This is a genomic window from Halomonas sp. Y3 (assembly GCF_024137965.1).
Taxonomy (GTDB): Bacteria; Pseudomonadota; Gammaproteobacteria; order Pseudomonadales; family Halomonadaceae; genus Halomonas; species Halomonas mongoliensis.
Genome location: NZ_CP099975.1, coordinates 3,796,201 through 3,821,152 on the forward strand (window position 1 = coordinate 3,796,201; position 24,952 = coordinate 3,821,152).

Sequence of the window (24,952 nt, forward strand, 5' to 3'; positions counted from 1 at the left end):
GCTTGGCGACAATTAAAATGGCCGGTTGGGTGGGTAGTTGTCGTCAGTCCGACGACCCAGCTTTTCCTCCTTGTAATTGTCGTTGATAAGCACGCTTACGGTAGCTCTCCCCGCTCAGCTCCATCAGCGTGGCGTGGTGCACCAACCGGTCGATGGCGGCCACTGCCATCATGCTGTCGGGGAAGATACTGTCCCAGGCGCTGAACGGCTGGTTGGCGGTGATGATCAGGCTGGCCGACTCGTAGCGATGGGCGATCAGCTCGAACAGCACTGACGTCTCGGCCTCGCTGCGTTGGACGTAGCCGATATCGTCGATCACCAGCACGGCGTACTTGTCGAGCTTGATCAGGGCGTCGCTCAGGCGCAGTGCCTGCTTGGCAGCCTGGAGCTCCTGGACCAGGCTTGAGGCGGTGGCGTAGCGCACCCGGTAACCCTGGTCGACCAGCGTATGCCCGAGCCCGGCCGCCACGTGGCTCTTGCCGACGCCGGAGGGCCCAAACAGCAGCAGGTTGTGAGCCTGGTCGACCCACTGCGTGTCGCCGGCCAAGGCGCTCAGTTGCCGGCGCTGCTCGGCCGCGATGGCGTCGAACTCGAAGGACTCCAGCGTCTTGCCCACCGGCAGCCGGGCCTCCTTGAGGTGCCGGGCCAGCCGGCGTCGCTCACGCTCGGCCAGCTCGTGCTCGCATAGGGCGGCCAGTGTTTGTGGCAGGCTCCAGTTTTCGGCTCGGGCGCGGGTTTCCAGCTGGGGCCAGCAGGCGGCCATGGTGGGCAGGCGGAGCTGTCGCAGTAGCAGCGGCAGCGTCTGGGCATCAGGCATGGCAGCACACCTCTGTGGTCGGCACGCTGGGCACCAGATGGTTGTAGCTGGCGATGTCATGCTGAGTCACCTGGGGGAAAACCAGCGTGGCGCTCGGCGTGGCGGCGAAGCGGGCCTGGAGCTCGGCCAGCGTCGGGCTCTTCCCGCGCGCCAGGGCGCCCAGCCAGTAACTGGCGATCGCCTCGGCCTGGTCCTGCTCGGCGGCCAACGCCAGAGCGCCAACGATGCGCTTGCAGGCCTCGGCGACCGGCAAGGCGGCGGTCAGCCGGGCGTACAGCTCGCGCCACTCCGCACTCGGCAGCAGGTCGTCGCGGAACGTCAGCCCCGCCAGCGCCCGGGGCTTGCGGACCAGCCAGCCGATCACATGGCGGTAATCGATGACCCGCAACCGGCCGCTTTCCGGCGTGGCATGCAGCCGCCTCAGCGTCAGCAATGCTTGCTGTGCGTGATGCAGCACCAAGCGATCATCGTAAAGGTGCACCCGCAGGTTCTCGCCGATCAGCCGGGACGGCACCGAGTAGAGCACCTTGCGCACCTGGATGGTGCTGGAGGTAGTGACGCGCACCGTCACCTCGCTGTAGTCGGTACCGGGCCGGCTGGGCAGTGGCTGCAGCGCGCCACGCTCGACGGTGATCCGGGCCGCGTTGCGGCGGTTGATCGCGGTGGTCACCTCATCGAGGAAGGCCTGGTAGTCATCGAGGCTAGCGAAGTCGTGGGAGCCGCGCAGCGTCAGGCGCTGTTGCAGACGCCGCTTGAAGTGGCCATGCGGCGACTCGATGCTGGCGTTTTCATGGCCGCGCCCTGGGTTATTACGGGTGGCCGTCATGCCGTAGTGAGCGCACAGGGCAGCATAACGCTCGGTGAGGTCGGCTTCCGCCTCCCGGCCGAGGTTGCGGAAGGCCGCCGACAAGCTGTCGGTGCGGTGCTCCGCGGGGACACCGCCAAGCCGCTCCAGCGCACGGGTCAGGCCTTCAGCCAGCGCGGGGTAGCTCTCGCCACCGAGCACCACCCGGACATAACACCAGCCGCTGTAGGCCAGGCGGAAGTGGTAGAGCCGGTGATCAAGCAGCTCCCCTGCCACGGTAATGACAATCCCCTTGAGCTCGGTGAAGTCGGAGAGGCCGCGCAGCCCGGGGCCATGGGTTTGCGGGAACATTACCTCTTTCTCCGGGCCATGCGCGGCCCGCCAGCCCTTGACCCGGCGCTGCAGGGTGCGCAGCAGGCTGTCCGGATACTGGCCGGGGTGCTGCTCCTGCAGCCACTCCAGCAGGGTCAGTGCCTGCAAGCCCGGGGCAGCGGCCAACTGGGGGACGAGCGTGGTCTCCCACACATCGGCGAAGGGGTCGGATCGGGTTCGCCAGTGCCGTGGTGCCGGCAGCTCAGAGGACTCGGCCCGGCGTTCGAGGCGGCGAGCGGTTCTGACGGAGAGGCCGGCCTTGGCGGCGGCGACCTCCTGGGTCTGGCCTTGTTGGCGTTGCGACATATAGAGCGTGACCTGTTGGCTGGTGACCGCCATACCGGCTCCCTGGTGGGTCGGGACAAGCGGTCAAGCTTAGGGCAACCGGCCACAATAGTTGTCGTCGGCCGGCCAGAGTAATTGTCGCCCTATAATCGCTGCGCTCTCCTTACCAGATCATTTCCACAGGAAGGGTGGATAGGTATCCAAATCACCGCGCAGATAGCGCGCCAGTAATTGCGCCTGCAGAATCGGCAGCATGCCTATTGGCGCCTTCTCGCCAATAAAGGCATGGTTGAGCTCTTCACGCTTCCGCTCCTGATAGGCAGTCAGCACCGTCTTGCGCGCATCGTCAGTCAGCACCACGCCGCCACTTTCAGCAACCGTGAAATCCTTTTCCCGAAGCTGGCGACGATTGACCAGAGACAGCGCCAACCGGTCACCCAACAGCGGTCTGAACTCTTCAGCCAGGTCGAGTGCCAAGCTGGGCCGCCCGGGCCGGTCGCGGTGCAGGAACCCTACTGCAGGGTCCAGTCCAACGCTTTCCAGCGCCGAACGGCAGTCGTGGGTCAGCAGCGTATAGAGAAAGGACAGCAGCGCATTGATGCGATCACGCGGTGGGCGGCGGTTGCGGCCGGTGAAACGAAAGGCTTCGCCATCATGACGGATGAGACTATCGAAGACGCTGAAATAGACTTGCGCAGCCTCCCCTTCAAGGCCTCGCAATCCATTGGTCAGAGGTTCTCGCAGCAGGTCACGTGCGATTCTGCTCAGGCGAGTGCACGCCCTTTCCAACCCTTCTCGCTCGGCCGGGGCCAGCTTGCTGCCGTAGTCACGCAGCCCCCTGGAGATTACCACTCGCTGATTATGTACCTTGCCGATCAATACGCCACGAACGATGGCAGCACACTCGACTTCGTCATCGCTGGTGCGGTACTGGGTACGCCTCAACAGCACGTTGCCGGATACCGGCCCCTCAATACGTGCGAGGAACTTACCATTGGGCGACAAGTGAGTGATGGTAACCCCCTGCTCAGCACAGAACCCCATCAGCGGCGGCGATACCAGCACCCTGCCGAAACACACCAGTGACTCGAGCATATGGATGGGCAGTCGTGCTCGCTCCTTACCCTCGACGTTCATGACCACGTTGGCCCCATCTTTTCTGAGCCAGGCTCCTTCGGTGGTGATGTAGAGCGTATTGAGCTGACGGCGCATGCTACTCACTCATCCAGAAATTGAATTTGACGCGCCAACCAGCGGCCTGCCGAGCGTTGCTTGCCCATTACTTGCGGTTGGCAGGCATCGATCAGCGAGCAGTGGTCGCAGCGCTTGGGCTCGTAGGTGGCGGATGGCGTGTGGTTGCTATCGAAGAGGGCACGTGTCTCTGTGATGACTCGCAAGGTCAGTGCCCGCAGCTCTTCGTCGAAGGCGACGGTCTTTCGCCGCCGTGTCTTGCCGTAGTAGAGCGCGCCCTGCTCGATCGAGACATCCAGCATCTCCTCCAGGCAGAGTGCTTGAGCACACAACTGCACCTCATCGGCACGATGTGCCTTGGGCCGACCACGCTTGTATTCGATGGGCCTCACCACGTGAGGATGCCGGGATTCATCGAACTCCACCACATCGGCAACCCCGGTCAGTCCCAGCACTTCACTGGCCAGTGGAAGTGCCATGGCGGTATGGATGCCCCGTCGACGCTCATGGCCCAGATTATCGGCGCGCTCATGCAAGATGCGCCCTTCCGCCGTGTAGCGATTTTCCGCCCACTGCTGTTCGAGATGGATCAGCGCGCACTGGCGCGGACAGAACAGCATATGCTGTAGTGCCGAAAGCGGGATCAGACGAGCATCATCCTCCATACCATTCGCCTACAGTTTCTCGTCGACGCTGACACCGGCCGGCAAGGCCTCGGCATCGATGGAAACGCGATAGTCGCTGTAGTGACGAGCCGGCGTATCTTCCTCGCCTTCGACACGCTGGACTTTCACGCTGTCGAACAGCCGGTGCGCCGGGGCATTGCCCATCGGGTGGTCATGCTTGAAGACGATTAGCTTGCGTGCCGACATCTCGCCCCGCGCGGCGGAGCGGTCATGTTCGAACATATTGACCAGCGCACGCCACAGCAGCTCGAGATCGTCATTCGAGAAACCGGTGCGCTCGGCGAGCTTGGCCGATATGTAACCGTGCGCACGATAGAGGCCATAGGGGATGATGTGCTTGCGGCCCATGGTGCGCTCCTTCTCGAGGTCGCGCTCGTTGGTGACCGCCATGCGGGTGATCGAGACCTCCATCGGCACCACCGGGTCAATGGAGCTGGCAAAGGCCATCTGCACCGGGCCACGCACCTGGCCGGAGTTGACCTCGGTGGTCATCACCGCGCCGAAGGTGCGCACATCGAAGAAGTTCTGGCACATCCAGGCGGTCAGCTCGCGCGCCTTGGCCTGATCCTTCGGCAGCTTCTTGGCCTCGGGCTTGATGTCGAGCGCATCATAGGCTTTCTTGTGCTGGTTGTTGAGCACCGACTTCTCTTGCATATAGATGGCGTAGCCGGCATCTTCTTCCTTCTCCAGGGCGACGTAGTTGCGGATCTTTCGCTTGAGGCAGACATCGGTCACTAGGCCCTGGTTGGTCTCCGGATCAAGCCTCGGCAGGTTTCCGGCATCGGGATCGCCGTTGGGATTGCCGTTGGTGACATCAAACAGCAGCACAAATTCGTAACGGTTGGCGATGGCAGTCATTGTGTATCTCCCTGAATAGCTTTCTTTAGTGCCGGCCAGCGGTTGTATCCGATATCAGGATCATTGGAGCGATAGGCTCGAATCATCTCGACTTCCTTGGCACTCACCTCGCGATCACTCGCACCTTCTGATTCCCAAATAATTTCCTTGCGAATCGTAAAGTCACGCCTCTGCTCACGGCTGAAGTCTCTCGCAATCAACTCACCACTGGCACTACCAAAATAATTAATACTGTCAGTCAAGTCCTTGCCAATATAAATTTTTCCGTTCGGGTAGGTGATTTTGTAAACCACTTTCATCCCGAGACTTCATCATTTTCAGCCTTTTTCCGGAATCGCGCTTTCGACTGGTGGTAATAACCAATTGCGAAACGCCCTTGATCCTCAATACGCAGGCTCCTTGGAAACTTCTCTCCCAGACCATCGATGATGGTAGCGATCTCTTCTTCTATTTTATGCGCCAGCCCTCCCTTGTCCTTCTTGCGCATGCTCGACAAGTGATGCTGCACATTACGCAACAGCATGGGAAACACACTGGCCGGCGTTGCCGAGGCGGCACCGTAATAGCGATCACGAATGGTGGCATTCACCTCGTTACCGAGCGCGCCGCGCTGAGCGCTTTCCAACTCGGCGAATAGCCTGCCCAGCAAATAGCCGGGGTGGGTGGAATGAGGATCGAGACTCACGGGCACCTCCTGAGTGGTCAAGTTCGAATGCATCGCAAGGCGGGCCTCGCGCGCGAGCACCGCCTTACAAAGTGCGACGCGAATACCGCTGACCTTGCCGTCATTGCGAAACCGCATAACGATGTTATTAAGTAAAGATCGTGGGTAGCGTGATCCCGTCAGAATGGAGCGTACCAGCTCCCCTGCGAGCTGCGGCAGCACATCCTCAGACTTCGGCCTATCGCCATGAATAGGTGCCGTCTGCAGAGCAAGCCGCCACGCTCCCGGCGTTATGCCTTTCCAAGGGGAAGGCTCTAGCGACATGTCTTGGTGATGGTGGGCATAGTGCTGCGCCAAGTGCTCTAGGCTGTCGACATACCAGAAGCGCACCGATAGGCGCGCCGCGTTGGGTGCCAATCCCAGTACGAAAAACTGGGTATCCGCTTCCAGCATCGGATCAAGCTCTGACAGGATGCGCCCCTCTGAAACCTGTTGCATCAGGGTGCCTAGTTTGGCGGCCTCCTGCTCATCGCTGGGCGGCTCGTTGAGCATGGCGAAAAAGCCCTCGGCTGCCTCGGCATGCGCCCTATCCCTGGCTTTGGCCCAGAACACCACCGTTGCATCACCGATCTGCAAGCGCTGGTGATTGTCAGCATCACCTCGCAGCAAGTAATTCAGCGCTGTCGAATAGCCAAAGATAGCTGACTTACAAACCGAAGCATTGCTCTGCCCCTTATTGCCATATGATTCATAAGCAGAGCTATTGAATGAAACAAGAGAAGCCCCTGATGACTGAGAGCCCTTAACGCCTTTAATCTTAGGGTGATCGGTCCCCAAGGGGGCAATATGACCAGTTATAAGGCACTGCCCTGATACCCCTGCGCCACTTTCAAGAGCGGCACCCCATAGCCGGCGCGCTTCCCAATTCTCATGCAGGTACTGCCGCTGGCCATCGAGCCGGAATATTATATTAGCGTCCAAGATATCTTCGCTATATCCAGGTAACTCAGAGAGCTTCTCCGGCTCCCATTGGTCAAGCAACCTCAGAAAGGCGCTCAGGTTAGGATCATCGCTCTCGCCGAACAGCGACAACTGGCGGGCCTTGAATGCCACATGCTCATCGGCCAGTCGCTTACTTTCATTAGCAGTCACACCAAGGGCATAGGCGGTCTTGTCCCACAGAGGATAAGCGTGGATGCCCGAGGTACGCCCCTTATCCACAGGCACCTGAAAAGAGCTTGGCCGTGGTTTCTTACCAGAGGTATCGCGCAGATCGATGATCTGTAACGGCTTTCCATCTTGGGAAAACACCAGACAGAAACTGACTTTCTCACTGCTGAAACCCGGGAGCGGCACCTTCTTTTCTTCCGCTAGCCGATGATAGTAGTCATTGAGAGCCGTAAGAATCATGCCAGCGCCTCCTCGAAAGACGGCACCTCGATCACGCCATCCTGCATTCGGGCGCGAAAGAAGCGCGGCGTCTTGCCGTTAGCGAAGTCGATATCGTGCAGCATGAAGCCGAGATCGCGCTCACCGTTCAGCTGTGGATCGACCCATGGCATGTCACCTTCGGTTTCAACCAGGGCAAATGCAGCCGGAAACTCTCGCGTACCCAAGCATGGCATGTGGAAGCACTGCCCCTGCCGGGCACGGCGATTGAAGATATCCAGGTGCTTACCGGGCGTATCGCTCTCGTCGGCACGCGAGGTGAACTCGAAGTGAGCCTCGATGACATAGCCGACATCACGCAATATCGTGGCAGCGCGCTGTTGGCGGTTCTGGTCGACGTAGTAGGCCACATCGTCAACACGCCCCGCCTTCATTGCCTTGGAGACAGTAGAAGCGGGCAGTTTTCCCGCCACTTCGTTACGGCGCAGCGACTCGAAACGGATCGGTTTCAACACATGGATACGATCCACGCACCAGCGAATTGCCGGCTTCCAGTGAATCGCCTCCAGAATGCCTCGTACCGCAGACGGTGTGATCACATCATAGGAGACACGCTCGACCTTCATCTCGGGCCGCGTAAAGCAGGCCCGCTCCCCCCAGATATGCAGACGGACTCCATATGCCATCGTTACGTCCTTTGGTAGAGATCCGCACCCCGACAGGTCGGGGTGACATATAGTAAGTACAACTGATAGGTTTCTATCCACTCCCTCACATAAACCAGACCAACCAGATAGGTAGCGCTGCTGCCAGGGAGACCAATAGCCAAATCCTTCTAGTAGGCGCTTCAAGCCTAAAAGCCGCTGCCCCCCATTCCATGGCCAGCAAGACTCGTCCTCTGCGAATAGTACACAGCAGGGTGAACACTCTTGGATCTCGCTGATGGTCGGGGGGCATGGCCTGCTCTCAGCTCAGTGTGGCTGTCCACCAGGCTAGCCCCCTTCTTGGCAAACATCAAGTTCCTATCAGTTGTACTTATAAAATCAAACTCTCTGCCTTCATGTACGTAGGCTCGCTCCAATTCAATCCTAGACGCTCGTCATAGAGGTCCTCGTTGACCAGCATCATGAATTGCTCACCGAACTTGTCGGGCTCGACAGCCACGATGGCACCGACCCGCTCCAGCGCGGCGAAGCCCTGCTGCGGCACCTGAACCGTATAAGGCTGCAGCTTGCGGGCGATGCCTCCTACCCCCTCGGCATAAGCCAGCTCCCTCAGCGCATCCCGGGCCTTGACATCGTAAGGGACGATCACGGCACGCTGATTGTTCTCAATCATGCGAAACTTCTGCTCGAGGGTTTCGAAGGGCAGCCCTTCGATACGGCCATTTTCGATCAGCTTCAGCAAACCATGCTTATCTAAAGCCTGGGAGCCCTGCTGCCAGTACAGCAGCCGGAAGTAGGCCTCTATTGCTGTCAATGAAAGTGGATCGTCACCGTGCTGCCTGAGCACTTCCCGAGTCACCTGGGCAAACTGCTTGAGCTCGGGCGGTGGTGCCCAGTCGTCATTGGCGATGGCGAAGATGGCGACCTCACTGTCGCAGGCACTGCGTCTACCTTCACGGTTGCAGCGCCCGGCCGCCTGGGCGATGGAGTCCAGACCCGCCTCGGCGCGCAATACACGTGGGAAGTCGACATCGACACCCGCCTCTATCAGCGAGGTCGAAACTACCCGGCAAGGTTTGCCAGACTTGAGGGTCTGACGTATCTCGGCCAGTACTTGGCGACGATGTACGGCGCACATCGAAGTGGTGAGGTGATAGGCGCCAGGCTGATCTGCTATCGACTCGAACAGCGCCCGAGCATGACGACGGTTGTTGACAATGCACAGCACCTGCTTGGTCGCAAGCAGTTCGTCGCGCAGCTTCCCATCGTCAAGCGTGCCGATATGGCGCACGGAGACGCGCTTGAGGTCGCGATAAAGCTTGTCGGGGCATTCCGCAAGCTCGTGCATGCCCCGAAAGCCACCCTGAAAGCTGCGCTCGGGATCGTCGGTTTCGACCAGTGCCGGCTGGGTCGCCGTGCACAGCACGATACTGGTGCGATAGTTCAGCGCCAGCTCATCCAGTGCCGCCACACTGGGCCGCAAAAGCGGCAGTGGCATGGTCTGCGCCTCGTCGAGGATCACCACGCTGCCCGCAATGTTGTGCAGCTTGCGGCAGCGCGAGGTCTTGGCGGCAAACAAGCTCTCGAAGAACTGCACCGCCGTGGTGACAACAATCGGCGCATCCCAGTTTTCGCTATCACGACGCAGCTTGTCGATGGTATGGCGGTCACTCTGGCTGCCGGCGTCGAAGGCGCTATGGTGCTCCAGCACGGCTGCCTCGCCATGCTCTCCCAGGGCATTGCGAAACACCGCTGCGTTCTGCTCCACGATACTGGTAAAGGGAATCACATAGATCACCCGATCCATGCCGTGGGCAATGGCGTGATCGAGAGCGAAAGCCAGCGAGGCCAGTGTCTTGCCTCCACCTGTCGGTACTGTCAGCGAGAACCGACCGGGAGGCAACTCGGCTTGAGCGCGAACATGGGAGAGGATCTCTCCACGCTGGCGATTGACGTCGCTGTCTGCCTTGAAGCCGCCCAGATGTTCATCCAGGGCATCACGAAGCACCTCCAGCGACGGCCCGCCACCACGCGCGTGAGGCACGCCATTTTCATGCACTGCATAGAAGGTCTCGGTATCGACAAAGTCGGCATCGACCAGGCAGGAGAAGACCATCCGCGCTAGAAAGGCATACTGGAAGAAGGCCCTGTCGCGACGCATCTGAAAGTGTGCTGGTGGGGGAAGTTCGTGAGGCAGAGCTATCTCTTGCTGCCATGCCGGGTCGAGAGGTGGCAAGTCGGCTTCCAGGCGGTTTTTCAGCGGCGTGCGCTCACCCGCATCCCGTCCATTGGCCAGCCCTGCATGGTGGCCGGCGATCAGGTAAGCCAACAGAGGGCCAAGCTGCGGATATTTCTCGATGGCGACATGGGCGCCAGCCGTGGAGTGATCGACTCGCACTGGCGAGCCCTCCAATCGGCGCTGGAAGGGTTCGGTGTACTTGCCAAGGTCGTGGAGCAGTCCGGTGGCCTCGCCCCATGGGCCTGCACCGAAGCGCTCAGCCCGCGCTGCGGCCATTCGCCCTACAGCACTTAGGTGACTTTCAAGTGACTGCCAGGCGGACTTTTCTTCATTCGGAATCGAGTGTGCGTAATACATGCATCCCTGCTCATGCTGGCTGTCGAGATTCCCCTCCACAGCTAAGCACCTCTAAACCTGCCTTGCCACCTCCACACTGAATATCCAAGACTCATCGGCATGGCCTTGATGCATGTCACATCCAGACACTGCCGTCTTTGGCCGGCTAGTGAGAGCGATTTACACGCTCAGGCGAGCTCTATATTTTCAAATCCCCCGTGTCACTCTCAGCCAACTACGGCTGCACAAGGTGCAACGCCTGGTAGCGCCCCTGCAAACCTCCCACTGGGCCAGCCAGCTCCCCGGTCAAGCTCTGACGCAACTTACCTCTCTGAGCCATGTGCGCAGCAGCTCACGCACGCAGGGCCGCCCCAGGGCCTTTGCCCCTCCCACGCGCCATGCCACAATTCCCGCCGCACTGGCTCACGGCCACGAAGCGCCACGGTTTCTGGGCGCTTACTGTTATGTTATAACTTCTTGTTGTCGTCACGAGGTACCGCTCCCATGGCACACCGCGCACACCGGCACCGCCTGGAAGGGCCCTGCCACTTCTCTCTCATGTCGCTGTCGGTCGGCCGCCGGCTGATGCTGGTGCTGCTGCCGCTGGCACTGCTCTGGCTGGCGGTTTCCTGGGCCGCCGGGTGGTGGGGCTGATGGCAGATGCAAACGCTCGCCTGCGGCTCTGCGACCTGCAGCTCGCTCAGGGCAGCCGCACGGTGCTTGAACACATCAGCGGCGAATTCCGCGACGGGGCCATTACCGCCCTGATCGGCGCCAACGGCACCGGCAAGAGCACGCTGATCCAGGGCATCATGGGCATGCTCAAGCCCATCGCGGGGCGCGTGGAGTGCTCGGTGCCCAAGGAGCGCCGCGCCTGGCTGCCCCAACAGCTGGCCCTGGACCTCACCTTTCCGATGAGCGTCGAGGAGCTGGTGATGACCGGCAGCTGGCCCAGCCACGGGGCCCTTAAGGGCTACTGTGCCGCCCACTATCGCAAGGGTCGCGAGATCATGGCGCGGCTGGGCATCTCGCATCTGGCCCACCGCCCCCTGGGCGAGCTTTCCGGCGGCCAGCGTCAGCGCGCCCTGATCGGCCGCACCCTGATGCAGGAGGCGGAGCTGCTGCTGCTGGATGAGCCTTTCGCCAACGTCGACGCCGAAACCGTGGAGGTGCTGATGCGGGTGCTGCGCGACATGGCCAGCGAGGGCGCCACCATCATCGTGGTGCTCCACGACATGGAGCAGCTCGCCCGCCTGGCCGACGAAACGGTGGTGCTGGCCAGCGGCCATGCCCGCTGGGTCAGCGTGGAGAGCGTGCTTCAACCGCTGCGAAGCGCCGCGCCCGCGTCCTTTCTTTCCCAGGCCATCGGCGGAGTGAGCCCATGTTGACCCTGCTGCACGAATGGCTGATCGCCCCCTTCGACTACGGCTTCATGAAGCGGGCCCTGATCGCCAGCTTCGCCCTGTCCCTGGCCGCTCCGCCCATGGGGGTCTTCCTGGTACTGCGCGGCATGAGCCTGATCGGCGATGCCATGGCCCATGCCATCCTGCCCGGCGTGGCGCTGGGCTTCCTGCTGGCCGGCTTCTCGCTGCCGATGATGAGCCTCGGGGGCATCCTCTCGGGGCTGCTGGTGGCGGTGCTGGCGGGAAGCGTGTCCCAGATGTCCGGCCAGCGCGAAGACGCCGCCATGGCCAGCTTCTTCCTGATCTCCCTGGCCGCCGGGGTGATGATCATCTCGCTGGGCGGCAGCAGCGTGGACCTCACCCACGTGCTGTTCGGTTCGATACTGGCGGTCAACACGACCTCGCTGCTGCTGATTGCCGCCATCAGCAGCCTGATCGTGATCACCCTGGCGGTGATCTTTCGTGCCCTGGTAGTGGAATGCCTGGACCCGCTCTTCCTGCGCGGCCAGGGGGTGCGCGGCAGCCTGGTCCACGGCGTCTTCCTGGGCCTGGTGGTCCTCAACCTGACCGCCGGCTTCCAGACCCTGGGCACCCTGATGGCGGTGGGCCTGATGATGCTGCCGGCCACGGCGGCGCGCTTCTGGAGCAAGCGCCTGGAGGGCCTGATCGCCGTTGCTATCGGCATCGCCCTGGTCGCCAGCACCGGGGGACTGCTGCTCTCCTATCACTTCAACATGCCCTCCGGCCCGGCCATCATTCTGCTCGCCGGCGTCGGCTATGTGTTCTCTGCCCTGTTCGGGAGTCAGCACAGCCTGCGGCGGCGCCTGCGCCGCCGTGCGGCCCCCCTGGGTGCACCCGAGCCTCACTGAGCACTCATCACACCAAGGAGTCCTGCCCCATGAGCATCATCAAGCCTTCCGCTGCCCTGATCGGCGTCTCGGCCATGCTGGCACTGCCCGCCGCCATCGCCGCCGAGCGCGTGCAGGTAGTGACCAGCTTCAGCATCCTCGCCGACATGGTCGAGAACGTCGGCGGCGAGCACGTCGAGGTGACCTCGCTGGTCGGCCCCGACAGCGACGCCCACGTCTACTCCCCCACCCCGCGCGACGCCCGCGCCCTGGCCGACGCCGACCTGGTGGTCTTCAACGGCCTGCTGTTCGAAGGCTGGATGGAGCGCCTGCTCGACTCCAGCGACTATGCCGGCCCGCTGGTCACCGCTACCGACGGCATCGACAAGCTGGAGTACCACGGCCACGATCACGGGCACGACCATGATCATGACGACCATGGCCACGATCACGGGCATGACCACGATCATGACGACCATGGCCACGACCACGATCATGACGACCATGGCCACGACCACGATCACGACGACCATGGCCACGACCACGATCATGACGACCATGGCCACGACCACGATCATGACGACCATGGCCACGACCACGGGCATGACCATGATCACGACGACCACGGCCACGACCACGGGCATGGCAACGACCATGATCACGTCCATGGCGACTACGACCCCCACGCCTGGCAGGATCTGGCCATGGGCCAGGTCTACGTCGGCAATATCCTGGAGGGCCTGATCGAGGCCGACCCGGACAACGAAGCGGCCTATCGCGAAAACGCTGAGCGCTATATCGCCGAGATGCAGGCCATGGACGAGGAGATGCGGCGGCTGATCGGCGAGATCCCCGCCTCCACCAGCATCATCACCGGCCATGACTCCTTCGGCTACTTCGCCAACGCCTACGGCCTTAACTTCCTCTCGCCGGTGGGGCTCTCCACGGAAGCCGAGCCCAGCGCCGGCGACATGGCGCGGCTGATCGACGTGATCCGCGAGCAGAACGTCCGCGCGCTGTTCCACGAGAACATGACCAGCCCGGCGATCATCCGCCAGCTCGCCGAGGAGACCGGCCTGCCCATCGCCGGCACCCTCTACTCCGACGCCCTGGCCGCGGAGGGCGAGGCCAGCACCTATCTGGGCATGATGCGCCACAACGCCCAGACCCTGCATGACGCCCTGGCCGAGCCGGGCCACGATGATCATGACCATGGGCACGATCACGATCACGATCACGATCACGATCACGATCACAGCCATGGTCACGACCACTGAGCCAGCGGCTCAAGCAGGAACCAGAGGGCGCCTTCGGGCGCCCTTCATGTTAACGACGACCATGCCGCTTCGGGTTGGTGCTAGACTCCTGGTGTCATGCGCATTGAAGTCTTGGCAAGCAAGGAGCCCCCATGCGACTCACCCAGGCACAGCGCGAGATCGTTCTCAGCAGCGTTCACGAGCTTGCCGGCAAGGCTACACAGGTCCGCGTATTCGGCTCACGTCTCGATGACTCACGCCGCGGCGGCGATCTTGATCTGCTACTGATATCGGAAGTACCCATCCCGCTTCTCATCCGCGCTGAGCTCAAGCAAACGCTCGAAGCGAGACTGCAACTGCCTGTGGATATAGTGAATTATGCACAGGATGCCGAGCCGACACCCTTCCAGGCTATTGCTATGCATCAGTCTCTAGCACTCGATATCGAGGATGCCGCATGACCCAGGACATCCTCGATGAACAACGGCGGCATATGGCTCTGCTTCTGGAAGCCATCCAGCGCTGTGCCTGGTTTCTCCATCAGTCCGAGGCCAAGATCGACTGGCCCATCGACCCCGAGTGGCTTGCAGAGCACAAGAAGGATGTCGACCTTTTCGAAACGCTCGCGGCGATCAATGAGCGATTCGCCAAGCTTCAGGACTCCCTGGCATCTTCCATGCGCCACAGCGCCCTGCTGGCAGCGGAGCCCTTCGACAGCTTCCTCAAGATTCTTGCCTTCTTCGAGAAACAAGGTGTTATCGAGTCAATCAGTGACTGGCAACGCTGCCGAGCAGTACGCAACATGGCCGCTCACGACTATGCAACCAGTTATGCGGAAATAGCGGAACATTTTAACCTGCTCCATGAACTTTCCGTCGTGCTTCTGCTTGCATCCCGCCACATCATTGCCTGGAGCGCCGAACAGCTCGATATATCGCCCGCCAGTCCGGATTTTTCTGCCGAGTTCGACAGCATCTTCATGTAAATACATGCTCGTCCGGGTAGCACGAGGGCGCCTTCGGGCGCCCTTTTACGTGCTCGGCCAGCCTGGCCGCTTATGCCCTTTCTACGACCTTATGCTTAGCCATACCGCCGAAACTGGCGTTCATATTGGCAGGAATTGCAAAAAACCTGGCTCGATCGATCAACACCGGCCCCCGCTTTATTCCTAATATGGAGCCGGGACATGCGCTCGCCGCCTGTCCCAACACAGCCAAAACACACAACAACAACGCAAGGGCTTCTCCATGATCAATACCCGCCAGTTTGCACTGGGTACGCTCGCTGCCTCCGTCATGCTCGCCTCCCAGGCCGGCGCCACCGAAATTACCGACAACGAGATCCGCATCGGCTACCTGGCCGACATGTCAGGCGTCTACCGCGACCCCATCGGCCCCCTGGGGCTCGACGCCATCCAGATGGCCATCGAAGACGTGGGCGGCAGCGTGGCCGGCGCCGATATCGTGGTCTTCAGCGCCGACGACCGCAACAGCGCCGACGTAGGCTCCAGCGTCGTGCGCGAGTGGATCGACGAGCGCAACGTCGACATGGTCACCGGGCTGGTGGCCTCCTCGGTGACCCTGGCCGCCGTGCGCCTGCTGGAAGAGGAGAACCGCCTCGGCCTGGTCAACGGCGCCGTCTCTTCCGGCGTCACCAACGAGAGCTGCTCGCCCAACCACATCCACTGGGTCTATGACACCTGGGCCATGTCCAACGGCACCGCCCGCGCCATCACCGAGGAGGGCAACCCCAACTGGTACCTGCTCAGCGCCGACTACTCCTTCGGCCATGCCCTGGAGCGCGACGTGGAAAGAGTCGTGCTGGAGAGCGGCGGCAACATCGTGGGGAGAGCCCGCCACCCCTTCCCCAGCAACGATTTCTCCTCCTTCATGCTCCAGGCCCAGGCCTCGGGCGCCGATGTGATCGCCCTGAACAACGCCGGCTCCGACACCATCAACGCCATTACCACCGCCAGCGAGTTCGGGATCACCCAGGCGGGCCAGATCCTGGCCGGCATGGTGCTGTTCAGCACCGACGTGCGCAGTATCGGGCTCGATGCCGCCCAAGGGCTGCAGTTCACCACCGCCTGGTTCTACGACCGCGACGAGGAGTCCCGCGCCTGGGCCGAGCGCTTCCGCGAGCGCACCGGCAGTATGCCCACCCAGGTCCACGCCGGCCTTTACTCCAGCACCCTGCACTACCTGCAGGCGGTCGACGCCATCGGTACCGACGAGGCTCAGGCGGTGCGCGAGCAGATGGCGGCCACACCGATCAACGATATCTTCGCCACCGGCGGCTATATCCGCGAAGACGGCCGCATGGTGCACGACATGTATCTGGTGGAGGTGAAGTCACCGGAAGAGGCCGCCGACGAGGATGACCTCTTCCGCCTGGTGCGCACCATTCCCGCCGAAGAGGCCTTCCGCCCGCTCTCCGAGAGCCAGTGTCATCTGGTCAATCAGAGCAGCTGACCATCGCCGGGAGCCCAGCCCATGACGTCGACCATCAAACCGCCTCATTCAGGCCTCAAGGCCTCGCTGCTCTGGGTGCTGTGCCCGGAGGAGTTCGAGACAGAAGCCCGCCCGCCCCAGGCTAGGAACGGCAGGCCTGCAGTGCATGCCCAGGCTGCCGGCGCGGCGTCGAACCGGGCGGCACTCCCTCTCGATGAACGACCGGACGGATCCATGAGGTAGCAGACGATGACAAGTACGATGACAAGCACAAGAACAGCGATTCGCACTCAGCAGAACACCATCGGCGCCGCCCTAAACCGCAGCGCCCGCAAGCACGGCGGCAAGCTGGCCCTGGCCTTCAACGACCGCCGCTGGCGCTACGGCGAGCTGAACCTGGCCGTGAACCGGGTGGCCAACGCCCTGCTCGACGCCGGCCTCGCCCCCGGTGACCGCCTGGCGGTCTACGGCAAGAACTCCGACGCCTACGTCATCGCCTGGCTGGCGGCGACCCGGGCTGGCCTGGTGCACGTACCGGTGAACTACGCCCTCACCGCCGAGGAGCTCGGCTATATCCTCGAGCAGTCCGGCGCCGCCGGCCTGCTCAGCGACCTCAGCCTGGCCGAGAACGTCGCCGCCGCCACCGAGGGTATGTCGCTGCCTCTCACCGGCACCTTGCATGCCGGGGGCAATAGCGGCTTCGATGTGCTGGCCATGGCCACCGGCGCGGGCAGCGCCGCCGAGCCGGAGGTGGCCGTAGAGGGAGCAAGCCTCGCCCAGCTGCTCTACACCTCCGGCACCACCGCCGCCCCCAAGGCGGCGATGATGACCCACCAGGCGCTGCTCGCCGAGTACATGGCCTGCATGGTGGAGCTCGACATCAAGGGCGACGAACCGATGCTGGCCGCCCTGCCGCTCTACCACTCCGCTCAGATGCACGTCTTCCTGATGCCGGCGCTGCTGCTGGGCGCGCCGATCCACCTGCGCGAGGCGCCGCTGCCCGACGACTGTCTGGCCCAGATCAGCCGCCAGGGCATCGTCTCCTTCTTCGCCCCGCCCACGGTGTGGATCAGCCTGCTGCGCCACCCCGACTTCGAACGCTCCGACCTGAGCCGCCTGAAGAAGGCCTACTACGGCGCCTCCATCATGCCGGTACCGGTGCTGGAGGAGCTGCGCCAGCGCGTTCCCGGGGTGGGGCTCTACAACTGCTACGGCCAGAGCGAGATCGCCCCCCTGGCCACGGTGCTGCGCCCGGAGGAGCACGACGAACGCCCGGCCTCGGCGGGGCGCCCCATCCTTACCGTGGAGACCCGCATCGTCGACGCCGAGATGAACGACGTGGCCCCGGGGGAGCACGGCGAGATCGTCCACCGCTCGCCCCAGCTGCTCACCGGCTACTGGGACAAGCCGGAGATGACCGAGGAGGCCTTCCTCGGCGGCTGGTTCCACTCCGGCGACGTGGGCTACTTCGACGAGGCGGGCTACCTCTACGTCGTCGATCGCATCAAGGACGTCATCAACACCGGCGGTGTGGTGGTGGCCAGCCGCGAGGTGGAGGAGGGGCTCTTCCAGCACCCCGCCGTCTCCGAGGTGGCGGTGATCGGCCTGCCCGACGAGAAGTGGATCGAGGCGATCACCGCCGTGGTGGTGCTCAAGGAGGGCGAGACGGCCAGCGAGGAGGCGCTGATCGCCCATGCCAAGGGCGTCATGGCGCCCTACAAGGTGCCCAAGCGGGTGCTCTTCGTCGACGCCCTGCCCAAGAGCACCGCCGGCAAGATTCTCAAGCGACACCTGCGCAAGGAGCTGAACGCGTGACCCAGGATATTCACCAGGATGAGCTGACCCCGCTGTTCCACGACATGATCTGCCGCTTCCTGGAGCAGGAGGTGGCCCCCCACTACGAGGCCTGGGAGGCGGCCGGCGAGATGCCGCGGGCCATGTGGCAGCGTATGGGCGACGCTGGGCTGCTGGGCATCGACATGCCCGAGACCATGGGCGGTGCCGGCGCCGATTTCGCCATCACCCAGCTCGCCGTGGAGGAGATCTCCCGGCAGGGCTTCGGCGGCCTGGCCAGCGCCTACAACATCCACGCCAACATCGTCATGCCCTACCTGCTGCATATCGCCACCCCGGAACAGCAGCAGCGCTGGCTGCCGGCCATGGCCCGCGGCGAGGTGATCGGCGCCATCGCCATGACCGAGCCCGGTGCCGGCAGCGACCTGGCCGCCATGAAGACCCGCGCCCGGCGCACCGAAGGCGGCTGGCGCCTGGACGGCAGCAAGCTCTTCATCACCAACGGCCAGGTGGCCGACCTGGTGATCGTCTGCGCCAAGACCGATCCGGAGGCGGGCGCCAAGGGGGTGTCGCTCTTCCTGGTCGACACCGCCCTGCCCGGCTTCTCCCGGGGCCAGCCGATCAAGAAGATCGGCCAGCACGCCAGCGACACCGCCGAGCTCTTCTTCGACGGCATGGAGCTCCCCGCCGACGCCCTGCTCGGCGAGGAGGGCCAGGGATTCGCCTACCTGATGCAGGAGCTGCCCCGGGAGCGCCTCGGCGTCGGCGCCCAGGCCCTGGGCGCCATGGAGGGGGCCCTGGCGCTGACCCTGGAGTACGTCAAGGAGCGGCGCGCCTTCGGCCAGCGGGTGGGCGACTTCCAGAACACCCGCTTCACCCTGGCCGAGGTGCAGGCCGACATCGAGCTCGGCCGCGCCTATCTCGAGAAGTGCATGGCGCAGTACCGCCGGGGGGCCATGGGCCCCACCGAGGCCGCCATTCTCAAGCTGCGTCTCACCGAGATGCAGTGCGCCACCGCCGATACCTGCCTGCAGCTCTTCGGCGGCTACGGCTACACCCGCGAGTACCCCATCTCGCGCTTCTATCTGGATGCCCGGGTACAGACCATCTACGCCGGCACCTCGGAAATCATGAAGGAAGTCGTTGCCCGCTCCCTGCTGGGCAAGGCCTGAACCAGGAGAGAACCCCATGCGTCTGGATTCCGTTGTCATTCTGGGCGGTGCCCGCACCGCCATCGGCGGCTTCGGCGGCAGCCTCTCAGGCCTTGCGCCCCAGGAGCTCGGCACCGTCACCGCCCGGGAGGCGCTGGCCCGCTCGGGCGTCGAGGCGGCGGCCATCGACCATGCCGTCTACGGCCATATCATCACCACCGGCCCCGAGGACGCCTACCTGGCGCGGCATATCGCCCGGGAGAGCGGCGTGCCCGACGAGGCCGGCGCCTTCAACGTCAACCGGCTGTGCGGCTCCGGGGTGCAGGCCCTGCTCTCCGCCGCCCAGCAGATCGCCCTGGGCGACAGCCGTCTGGCCCTCGCCGGCGGCGCCGAGTCCATGAGCCGCGGCGCCTACCTGCTGCCGCCCCAGGCGCGCAGCGGCCTGCGCATGGGTCACGCCTCGGTCACCGACCTGACCCTGGGGATCCTCAGCGACCCCTTCGGCAGCGGCCACATGGGCTGCACCGCCGAGAACATCGCCAGCCGCCACGGCCTGACCCGGGAGGCGGTGGACCGCTTCGCCCTGGAGAGCCACCGGAAGGCGGCCCGGGCCATCGCCGAGGGGCGCTTCGAGGAGCAGATCGTCCCGGTCACCGTGCGCGACGGCCGCCAGGAGCGCGTCTTCGCCCAGGACGAGCACGTGCGCGAGGGCGTCACTCTGGAGGACCTGGCCCGGCTTCGGCCCGCCTTCCAGAAGGAGGGCGTGGTTACCGCCGGCAACGCCTCGGGCCTCAACGACGGCGCGGCGAGCCTGGTGCTGGCCCACGCCGACGAGGCCGAGCGGCGCGGCCTCTCGCCCCGCGCACGCTTCCTGGTGGGCACTACCGCCGGGGTCGAGCCCCGCCTGATGGGCCTGGGGCCGATCCCCGCCGTGCGCCGCTGCCTGGAGCAGGCCGGCCTCGCTATGGCCGATATCGACGTCATCGAGTCCAACGAGGCCTTCGCCGCCCAGGCCATGGCGGTGGCCGACGAGCTCGGCTTTCCCGCCGAGCGGCTCAACCCCAACGGCGGCGCCGTGGGCCTGGGCCATCCGGTCGGCGCCACCGGTGCCATCCTGGTCATCAAGGCCCTGGCCGAGCTTGAGCGCATCGGGGGCCGCTACGGCCTGATCACCCTCTGCATCGGCGGCGGCCAGGGCATCGCCCTGCTGATCGAGCGCTGCTGACGTAACCCCGGACAACCACGAGGAGACACGCCGATGACCACCGTTCACCCCAGGATCCTGCCGCCCACCCCCTCGGCCACCAACCCGCCGCTGCTGATCGGCGAGCTGCTGGAGAGCGGCGTGCGCATGGCCGGCGACAACCAGATCATCTACCGCGACCTCGGCCGCCACGACTACCGCCGCTTCCGCGAACGGGTGCATCAGCTCGCCCACCTGCTCACCGCTCAAGGTATCCGCGCCGGCGACGTGGTGGCGGTGCTCGACTGGGACAGCCACCGCTACCTGGAGGCCTTCTTCGCCATCCCCATGCTGGGGGCCATCCTGCACACCGTGAACGTGCGCCTCTCGCCGGAGCAGATCCACTACACCATGGAGCACGCCGAGGACGACTTCGTGCTCGTGCATCGCGACTTCGTCCCCCTGCTGGAGGGGCTCCACGAGCGGCTGCCGCGCATCCGCGGCTACCTGCTCTGCCAGGAGGAGGAAGCCCCTCTCGAGACCACCCTGCCCCTGGTGGGCGAGTACGAGGCGCGGCTGGCCGAGCAGCCCCGCCACTACGACTTCCCCACCTTCGACGAGAACGCGGTGGCCACGCTCTTCTACACCACCGGCACCACCGGCAACCCCAAGGGGGTCTACTTCACCCACCGCCAGCTGGTGCTGCACACCCTGGGCGAGGCCAGCACCTTCCAGGCACCGGGCTTCGAGCTGCTCGACCGCGACAAGGTCTACATGCCGATCACCCCGATGTTCCACGTCCACGCCTGGGGCGTGCCCTACACCGCCACCCTGCTCGGCGCCACCCAAGTCTACCCCGGGCGCTACGAGCCGGAGATGCTGATCAAGCTGCTGGTCAGCGAGAAGGTGGACTTCTCCCACTGCGTGCCGACGCTGCTCGGCATGGTGGTGAACGCCGAGCCGGTCGCCTCGGGCAAGGTCGACCTCTCCGGCTGGAAGCTGCTGATCGGCGGCAGCCCCCTGACCCCGGCGCTGGCCCGGCGCGCCCATGAGCTCGGCATCGACACCCGCAGCGCCTACGGCATGTCGGAGACCTGCCCGCTGCTCACCGCCGACATCCTGCCCCGGGATATCGCCGAGGCCGACTTCGAGACCCAGCTGCCGTGGCGCTGCAAGGCGGGCGTGCCGGTGCCCCTGGTACACCTGCAGGTGGTGGACGAGGCCGGTACGCCGCTGCCCCAGGACGGCGAGAGCGTGGGTGAGGTACGGGTCCGCGCCCCCTGGCTGACCCAGGCCTACTACAAGGAGACCACCCGCAGCGAGGAGCTATGGCGGGACGGCTGGCTGCATACCGGCGACGTGGCCACCCTCGACGAGCGCGGCTTCCTCGAGATCCGCGACCGCATCAAGGACGTGATCAAGACCGGCGGCGAGTGGGTCTCCTCCCTGGAGCTGGAGAACCTGATCGGCCAGTGCCCGGGCGTGGCCGAAGTGGCAGTGATCGGCGTGCCCGACGAACAGTGGGGCGAGCGTCCCGCCGCCCTGGTGGTACCCCGGGACCTCAACGCCCCGCCGACCGGTGACGAGGTGCTGGCCTTCCTGAAACGGTTCGTCAGCGAGGGGCGCATCAACCGCTGGGCGCTGCCCTCCTCCATCCGCTTCGTCGACGAGATCCCCAAGACCAGCGTCGGCAAGCTGGACAAGAAGCGCATCCGTCAGGAGGCGTGAAGGGCGCGCCTCGGGCGCTCCAGGGGCTCCGCCAGCGCCCGCCGGTAGGCTGCGGGCGTATCGCCCGTCCAGCCCCGGAAAGCGCGGCTGAAGCAGGCCTGGTCCTGGAACCCCAGGGCTTCGGCCAGGGCGGTCAGGGGCTGTTCGCTGCGCATCAGCGCCTGGATGGCAAAGTCCCGGCGGCACTCGTCCTTGACCGCCTGGAAGCGGGTACCCTCTGCGGCGAGGTGCCGGGAGAGGGTACGCACCGACATATGCAGCGCCTCGGCCACCTCCGCCACGCTGGCCGAGTAGGCGCCGTGGCGGGTGAGGTGCTCGCGCACCCGGTGGGCGAGCAGGCGCTCCTCGAAGGAGACATAGAACCAGTCCGCCGGGGCCCGCTGCAGGAAGGCCCCCAGGTGCTGCTTGGTCTGGCGGATCGGCTCGTCGAGCACCGCCCGGTCGAAGTAGATGGCGGTCTGGGGGCAGTCGAAGAGCACCCGGCCGGGGTAGAAGTAGCGGTAGTCGGCGCTATGGGCGGGCTCAGGGTAGGCGCACTCCATCAGCAGCGGCGGAATCTTGCGGGCGATCATCCAGGAGGCGATGCCGTGGAGCAGCTTGAGCATCAGCTCATGGACCAGGATGCGGCTGCCGGCCGGAGGCCGGTGCTCCACCAGGCCGATGCGCACCCGCGCATCGCCGTGGCTGACCTCGTAGCCGAAGTCGTCCAGCAGGATGCGAAAGAAGAGCCGATAGCGGTGCAGGGCCACCTTAAGGGTCGGCGCCTCCAGCAGGCTAAGGCAGAGCAGCTTGAGGGTGCCGCCGCGCAGGGGGCGGGAGAAGAAGCCCGGCGTCTCGTCGTCGCACTCGTTGACCAGCAGGCGGTAGAGGGTCGCGAACTGCTCCACGGTGACTCGCCCATGGGGAGCGTCGAGCCAGCCCGGCGAGATGCCGGCGCGGCGCAGCAGGCTGGCGCGCTCGCGGTGCAGCTGGGGCACCCCGCGAAACAGCTCGCCGACGAAGTGTCTCGACACCGTAACGGTCACGCTTCCCTCCCCTCTTCAGGCCGCCCTTCAAGCCGTTCGCCCTTCCAGCCCTCGGTTATACCCGATCGCGGCAGCGCCGACACTCCTCCCTCCGTCGCCTGGGGCTGCCGGGCGTTCTGTGCCAACATGCTCCCTGGTTCGCCTCACGTCATGCCAGCGCCCCGTGCCCACACTAGGGAGACCGCCATGCTCGAGCTTCGCCAGGTTCACAAGGCCTATGCCACGCCCCAGGGGCCGCTGAGCGTGCTGGCCGGAGTCGACCTGACCCTGGCCCCCGGCGAGAGCCTGGCGCTGATGGGCGAGTCGGGCAGCGGCAAGTCGACCCTGCTGCACCTGGCCGCCGGCCTCGACCTGGCCGACGCCGGCGAGGTGCGCCTGGGCGACCACGACCTCGCCACCCTGGCCGAGCCCGCCCGGGCGCGGCTGCGCCGAGAGGCGGTGGGGCTGATCTTCCAGCAGTTTCACCTGGTCCCCAGCCTCACGGTGCTCGACAACCTTCGCCTCCAGGCGCGGCTGGCCGGCGTGGAGGACCCCGCCTGGTCGAAGCAGCTGCTACAGCGCCTGGGCCTGGACGGCCTGGAGCGCCGCTACCCGGAGCAGCTCTCCGGCGGCCAGCAGCAGCGCCTGGCCATCGGCCGCGCCCTGGCCCCGCGCCCGGCGCTGCTGCTGGCCGACGAGCCCACCGGCAACCTCGACGAGGCCACCGCCGGCGAGGTGCTCGCCCTGCTGCTCGAGCTGGTCGCCCAGGCCGGCTGCGCCCTGCTGATGGTGACCCACAGCCCCCAGGTGGCCGCTCCCCTGGACCGCTGCCTGCGCCTCACCCACGGCCGGCTGTGCTCAGCTTCCGGGCAGGCCGAGGATGGCGGTGGCGATACCGAAGTAGATCAGTACCCCGGAGGCATCGGCGATAGAGGTGACCAGCGGCGCTGACGCGGTGGCAGGGTCCAAGCCGAACTTGTTGAGGATGAACGGCAGGATCATGCCGATCAGGCTGCCTACGATCACGATGATCACCATGCTCAGCGCCACGACCGTGGCAATTTCCACGTTGGCACGGAAAACGCCCACCACGGAGACGGCCAGCGCCATGGTCAGGCCCAGGCCGATGGCCACCATGACCTCCCCGCCCGAGCAGCTTGGCCCAGTCGCGGCTGCGCACGTCGCCGGTGGCCATACCGCGCACCATCAGGGTGGCCGCCTGGGAGCCGGCGTTACCGCCGGAGTCGACCAGCAGGGGCAGGAAGAAAACCAGGGCGATATAGGCCTCGATGGTCTCCTCGAAGTAGGCGATGCCAGCTCCGGAGAAGATGTTGACGAAGACCAGCAGCACCAGCCACCCCACACGCTTGCGGTAGAGCTCCTGAAGGCTGGTGGTACGGAGGCTGCCTTCGATCTTCCCCACCGAGACACCCTTGTGCATATCCTCGGTGGCCTCTTCCTCGGCCACGTTCATGGCGTCGTCATAGGTCACGATGCCTACCAGGCGACTGTTCCCATCCAGCACCGGCACCGCGAGCATGTCGTAGCGGGAAATCAAGCGGGCCACTTCCTCCTGGGCGGCATCGGTCGTGGTGTTGATCACCTCCTTGATCATGATGTCGTCGACGAGCTTTTCTGCGCCTGCCACCATCAGCTGGCGCAGCGAGAGCGTGCCCGCAAGCCGCCCATCACCATCCACGATATAGAGCTGATAGACGGTCTCGGCATCCGGTGCGGTCTGGCGGACGTGCTTCAACACCTGGGAAACTGTTAATACTAATACAGAGAAGGGAAAGTAGGGAGAACGAGATTTTGTCCCAACTTCACC

General features: G+C 64.4%; 22 protein-coding genes and 1 pseudogene. 12 read left to right on the forward strand and 11 right to left on the reverse strand.

Annotation, left to right across the window (positions count from 1 at the left end; translation table 11 throughout):
• Positions 1-43: 43 nt before the first annotated feature.
• The 9 genes from istB to cas3 form a co-directional block, all read right to left on the reverse strand.
• Positions 44-817 carry an IS21-like element helper ATPase IstB gene (gene istB, locus NHL60_RS17985; RefSeq protein ID WP_133483961.1) on the reverse strand — a complete coding sequence of 258 codons (774 nt, stop codon included), beginning with the start codon at positions 815-817 and terminating at the stop codon, positions 44-46.
• Positions 810-2,300, reverse strand: coding sequence for an IS21 family transposase (istA, locus tag NHL60_RS17990; RefSeq protein ID WP_253452147.1), 1,491 nt, complete (start codon positions 2,298-2,300; stop codon positions 810-812). The genes istB and istA overlap by 8 nt, the downstream gene beginning before the upstream one ends.
• Before the next feature lie 150 nt (positions 2,301-2,450).
• Positions 2,451-3,491, reverse strand: a complete 1,041-nt coding sequence (gene cas1c / locus NHL60_RS17995; protein ID WP_253446653.1) for a type I-C CRISPR-associated endonuclease Cas1c — start codon at positions 3,489-3,491, stop codon at positions 2,451-2,453.
• A 5-nt stretch (positions 3,492-3,496) separates the two neighbouring features.
• A complete protein-coding gene (cas4, locus tag NHL60_RS18000; protein WP_253446656.1) occupies positions 3,497-4,135 on the reverse strand; it encodes a CRISPR-associated protein Cas4 in 639 nt (212 codons plus the stop codon).
• A gap of 9 nt (positions 4,136-4,144) precedes the next feature.
• Positions 4,145-5,014, reverse strand: a complete 870-nt coding sequence (gene cas7c, locus NHL60_RS18005) for a type I-C CRISPR-associated protein Cas7/Csd2 (RefSeq protein WP_253446659.1) — start codon at positions 5,012-5,014, stop codon at positions 4,145-4,147.
• Positions 5,011-5,313 (reverse strand): GIY-YIG nuclease family protein, encoded by a 303-nt coding sequence (locus NHL60_RS18010; RefSeq protein WP_253446661.1) that lies wholly within the window; start codon positions 5,311-5,313, stop codon positions 5,011-5,013. Before NHL60_RS18010 ends, cas7c begins: the two co-directional genes overlap by 4 nt.
• Entirely contained in the window at positions 5,310-7,088 is a 1,779-nt protein-coding gene (gene cas8c, locus NHL60_RS18015; RefSeq protein ID WP_253446663.1) for a type I-C CRISPR-associated protein Cas8c/Csd1, read from the reverse strand. The genes NHL60_RS18010 and cas8c overlap by 4 nt, the downstream gene beginning before the upstream one ends.
• A complete protein-coding gene (gene cas5c / locus NHL60_RS18020; protein ID WP_253446665.1) occupies positions 7,085-7,753 on the reverse strand; it encodes a type I-C CRISPR-associated protein Cas5c in 669 nt (222 codons plus the stop codon). The genes cas8c and cas5c overlap by 4 nt, the downstream gene beginning before the upstream one ends.
• A 349-nt stretch (positions 7,754-8,102) precedes the next feature.
• Positions 8,103-10,328: a CRISPR-associated helicase Cas3' gene (gene cas3 / locus NHL60_RS18025; protein ID WP_253446666.1), complete on the reverse strand. Its 2,226-nt coding sequence runs from the start codon at positions 10,326-10,328 to the stop codon at positions 8,103-8,105.
• A 483-nt stretch (positions 10,329-10,811) separates the two neighbouring features.
• Here cas3 and NHL60_RS18030 point away from each other — a divergent pair, with 483 nt between their 5' ends.
• From NHL60_RS18030 to NHL60_RS18080, 11 genes are all read left to right on the forward strand, one after another.
• Positions 10,812-10,961: a hypothetical protein gene (locus tag NHL60_RS18030; protein ID WP_253446668.1), complete on the forward strand. Its 150-nt coding sequence runs from the start codon at positions 10,812-10,814 to the stop codon at positions 10,959-10,961.
• On the forward strand, positions 10,961-11,695 hold the full coding sequence (locus NHL60_RS18035) for a metal ABC transporter ATP-binding protein (RefSeq protein WP_253446670.1): 735 nt from the start codon (positions 10,961-10,963) through the stop codon (positions 11,693-11,695). Before NHL60_RS18030 ends, NHL60_RS18035 begins: the two co-directional genes overlap by 1 nt.
• Complete coding sequence (locus NHL60_RS18040; RefSeq protein WP_253446673.1) at positions 11,689-12,579, forward strand: metal ABC transporter permease; 891 nt, start codon at positions 11,689-11,691, stop codon at positions 12,577-12,579. Before NHL60_RS18035 ends, NHL60_RS18040 begins: the two co-directional genes overlap by 7 nt.
• A 29-nt stretch (positions 12,580-12,608) precedes the next feature.
• Complete coding sequence (locus NHL60_RS18045; protein WP_253446676.1) at positions 12,609-13,835, forward strand: zinc ABC transporter substrate-binding protein; 1,227 nt, start codon at positions 12,609-12,611, stop codon at positions 13,833-13,835.
• A gap of 131 nt (positions 13,836-13,966) precedes the next feature.
• Positions 13,967-14,275 (forward strand): nucleotidyltransferase domain-containing protein, encoded by a 309-nt coding sequence (locus tag NHL60_RS18050; RefSeq protein ID WP_253446679.1) that lies wholly within the window; start codon positions 13,967-13,969, stop codon positions 14,273-14,275.
• Positions 14,272-14,799, forward strand: a complete 528-nt coding sequence (locus tag NHL60_RS18055; RefSeq protein WP_253446682.1) for a hypothetical protein — start codon at positions 14,272-14,274, stop codon at positions 14,797-14,799. The genes NHL60_RS18050 and NHL60_RS18055 overlap by 4 nt, the downstream gene beginning before the upstream one ends.
• Before the next feature lie 262 nt (positions 14,800-15,061).
• Positions 15,062-16,285 (forward strand): ABC transporter substrate-binding protein, encoded by a 1,224-nt coding sequence (locus NHL60_RS18060; protein ID WP_253446685.1) that lies wholly within the window; start codon positions 15,062-15,064, stop codon positions 16,283-16,285.
• A 240-nt stretch (positions 16,286-16,525) separates the two neighbouring features.
• Positions 16,526-18,079: a fatty acyl-CoA synthetase gene (locus tag NHL60_RS18065; protein WP_253446688.1), complete on the forward strand. Its 1,554-nt coding sequence runs from the start codon at positions 16,526-16,528 to the stop codon at positions 18,077-18,079.
• 44 nt (positions 18,080-18,123) lie between these two features.
• Positions 18,124-19,230, forward strand: a complete 1,107-nt coding sequence (locus NHL60_RS18070) for an acyl-CoA dehydrogenase family protein (RefSeq protein ID WP_253452291.1) — start codon at positions 18,124-18,126, stop codon at positions 19,228-19,230.
• A gap of 16 nt (positions 19,231-19,246) precedes the next feature.
• Positions 19,247-20,434: a beta-ketothiolase BktB gene (gene bktB / locus NHL60_RS18075; protein ID WP_253446691.1), complete on the forward strand. Its 1,188-nt coding sequence runs from the start codon at positions 19,247-19,249 to the stop codon at positions 20,432-20,434.
• Between the two features lie 33 nt (positions 20,435-20,467).
• The gene (locus tag NHL60_RS18080) at positions 20,468-22,120 is read left to right on the forward strand and encodes a fatty acid--CoA ligase (RefSeq protein ID WP_253446694.1); all 1,653 of its coding nucleotides are present in this window, start codon (positions 20,468-20,470) and stop codon (positions 22,118-22,120) included.
• On the opposite strand, the gene NHL60_RS18085 is transcribed toward NHL60_RS18080, so the two are convergent.
• Entirely contained in the window at positions 22,108-23,145 is a 1,038-nt protein-coding gene (locus NHL60_RS18085) for an AraC family transcriptional regulator (RefSeq protein ID WP_253446697.1), read from the reverse strand. The two genes, NHL60_RS18080 and NHL60_RS18085, sit on opposite strands and share 13 nt — an antisense overlap.
• A 186-nt stretch (positions 23,146-23,331) precedes the next feature.
• Between NHL60_RS18085 and NHL60_RS18090 the strand changes: the two genes are divergently transcribed.
• Entirely contained in the window at positions 23,332-24,075 is a 744-nt protein-coding gene (locus NHL60_RS18090; protein ID WP_253446700.1) for an ABC transporter ATP-binding protein, read from the forward strand.
• Here NHL60_RS18090 and mgtE read toward each other — a convergent pair.
• Positions 23,983-24,898, reverse strand: a pseudogene (gene mgtE, locus NHL60_RS18095) (magnesium transporter); the annotation flags it as partial. The gene NHL60_RS18090 and the pseudogene mgtE sit on opposite strands and share 93 nt — an antisense overlap.
• Positions 24,899-24,952: the final 54 nt, after the last annotated feature.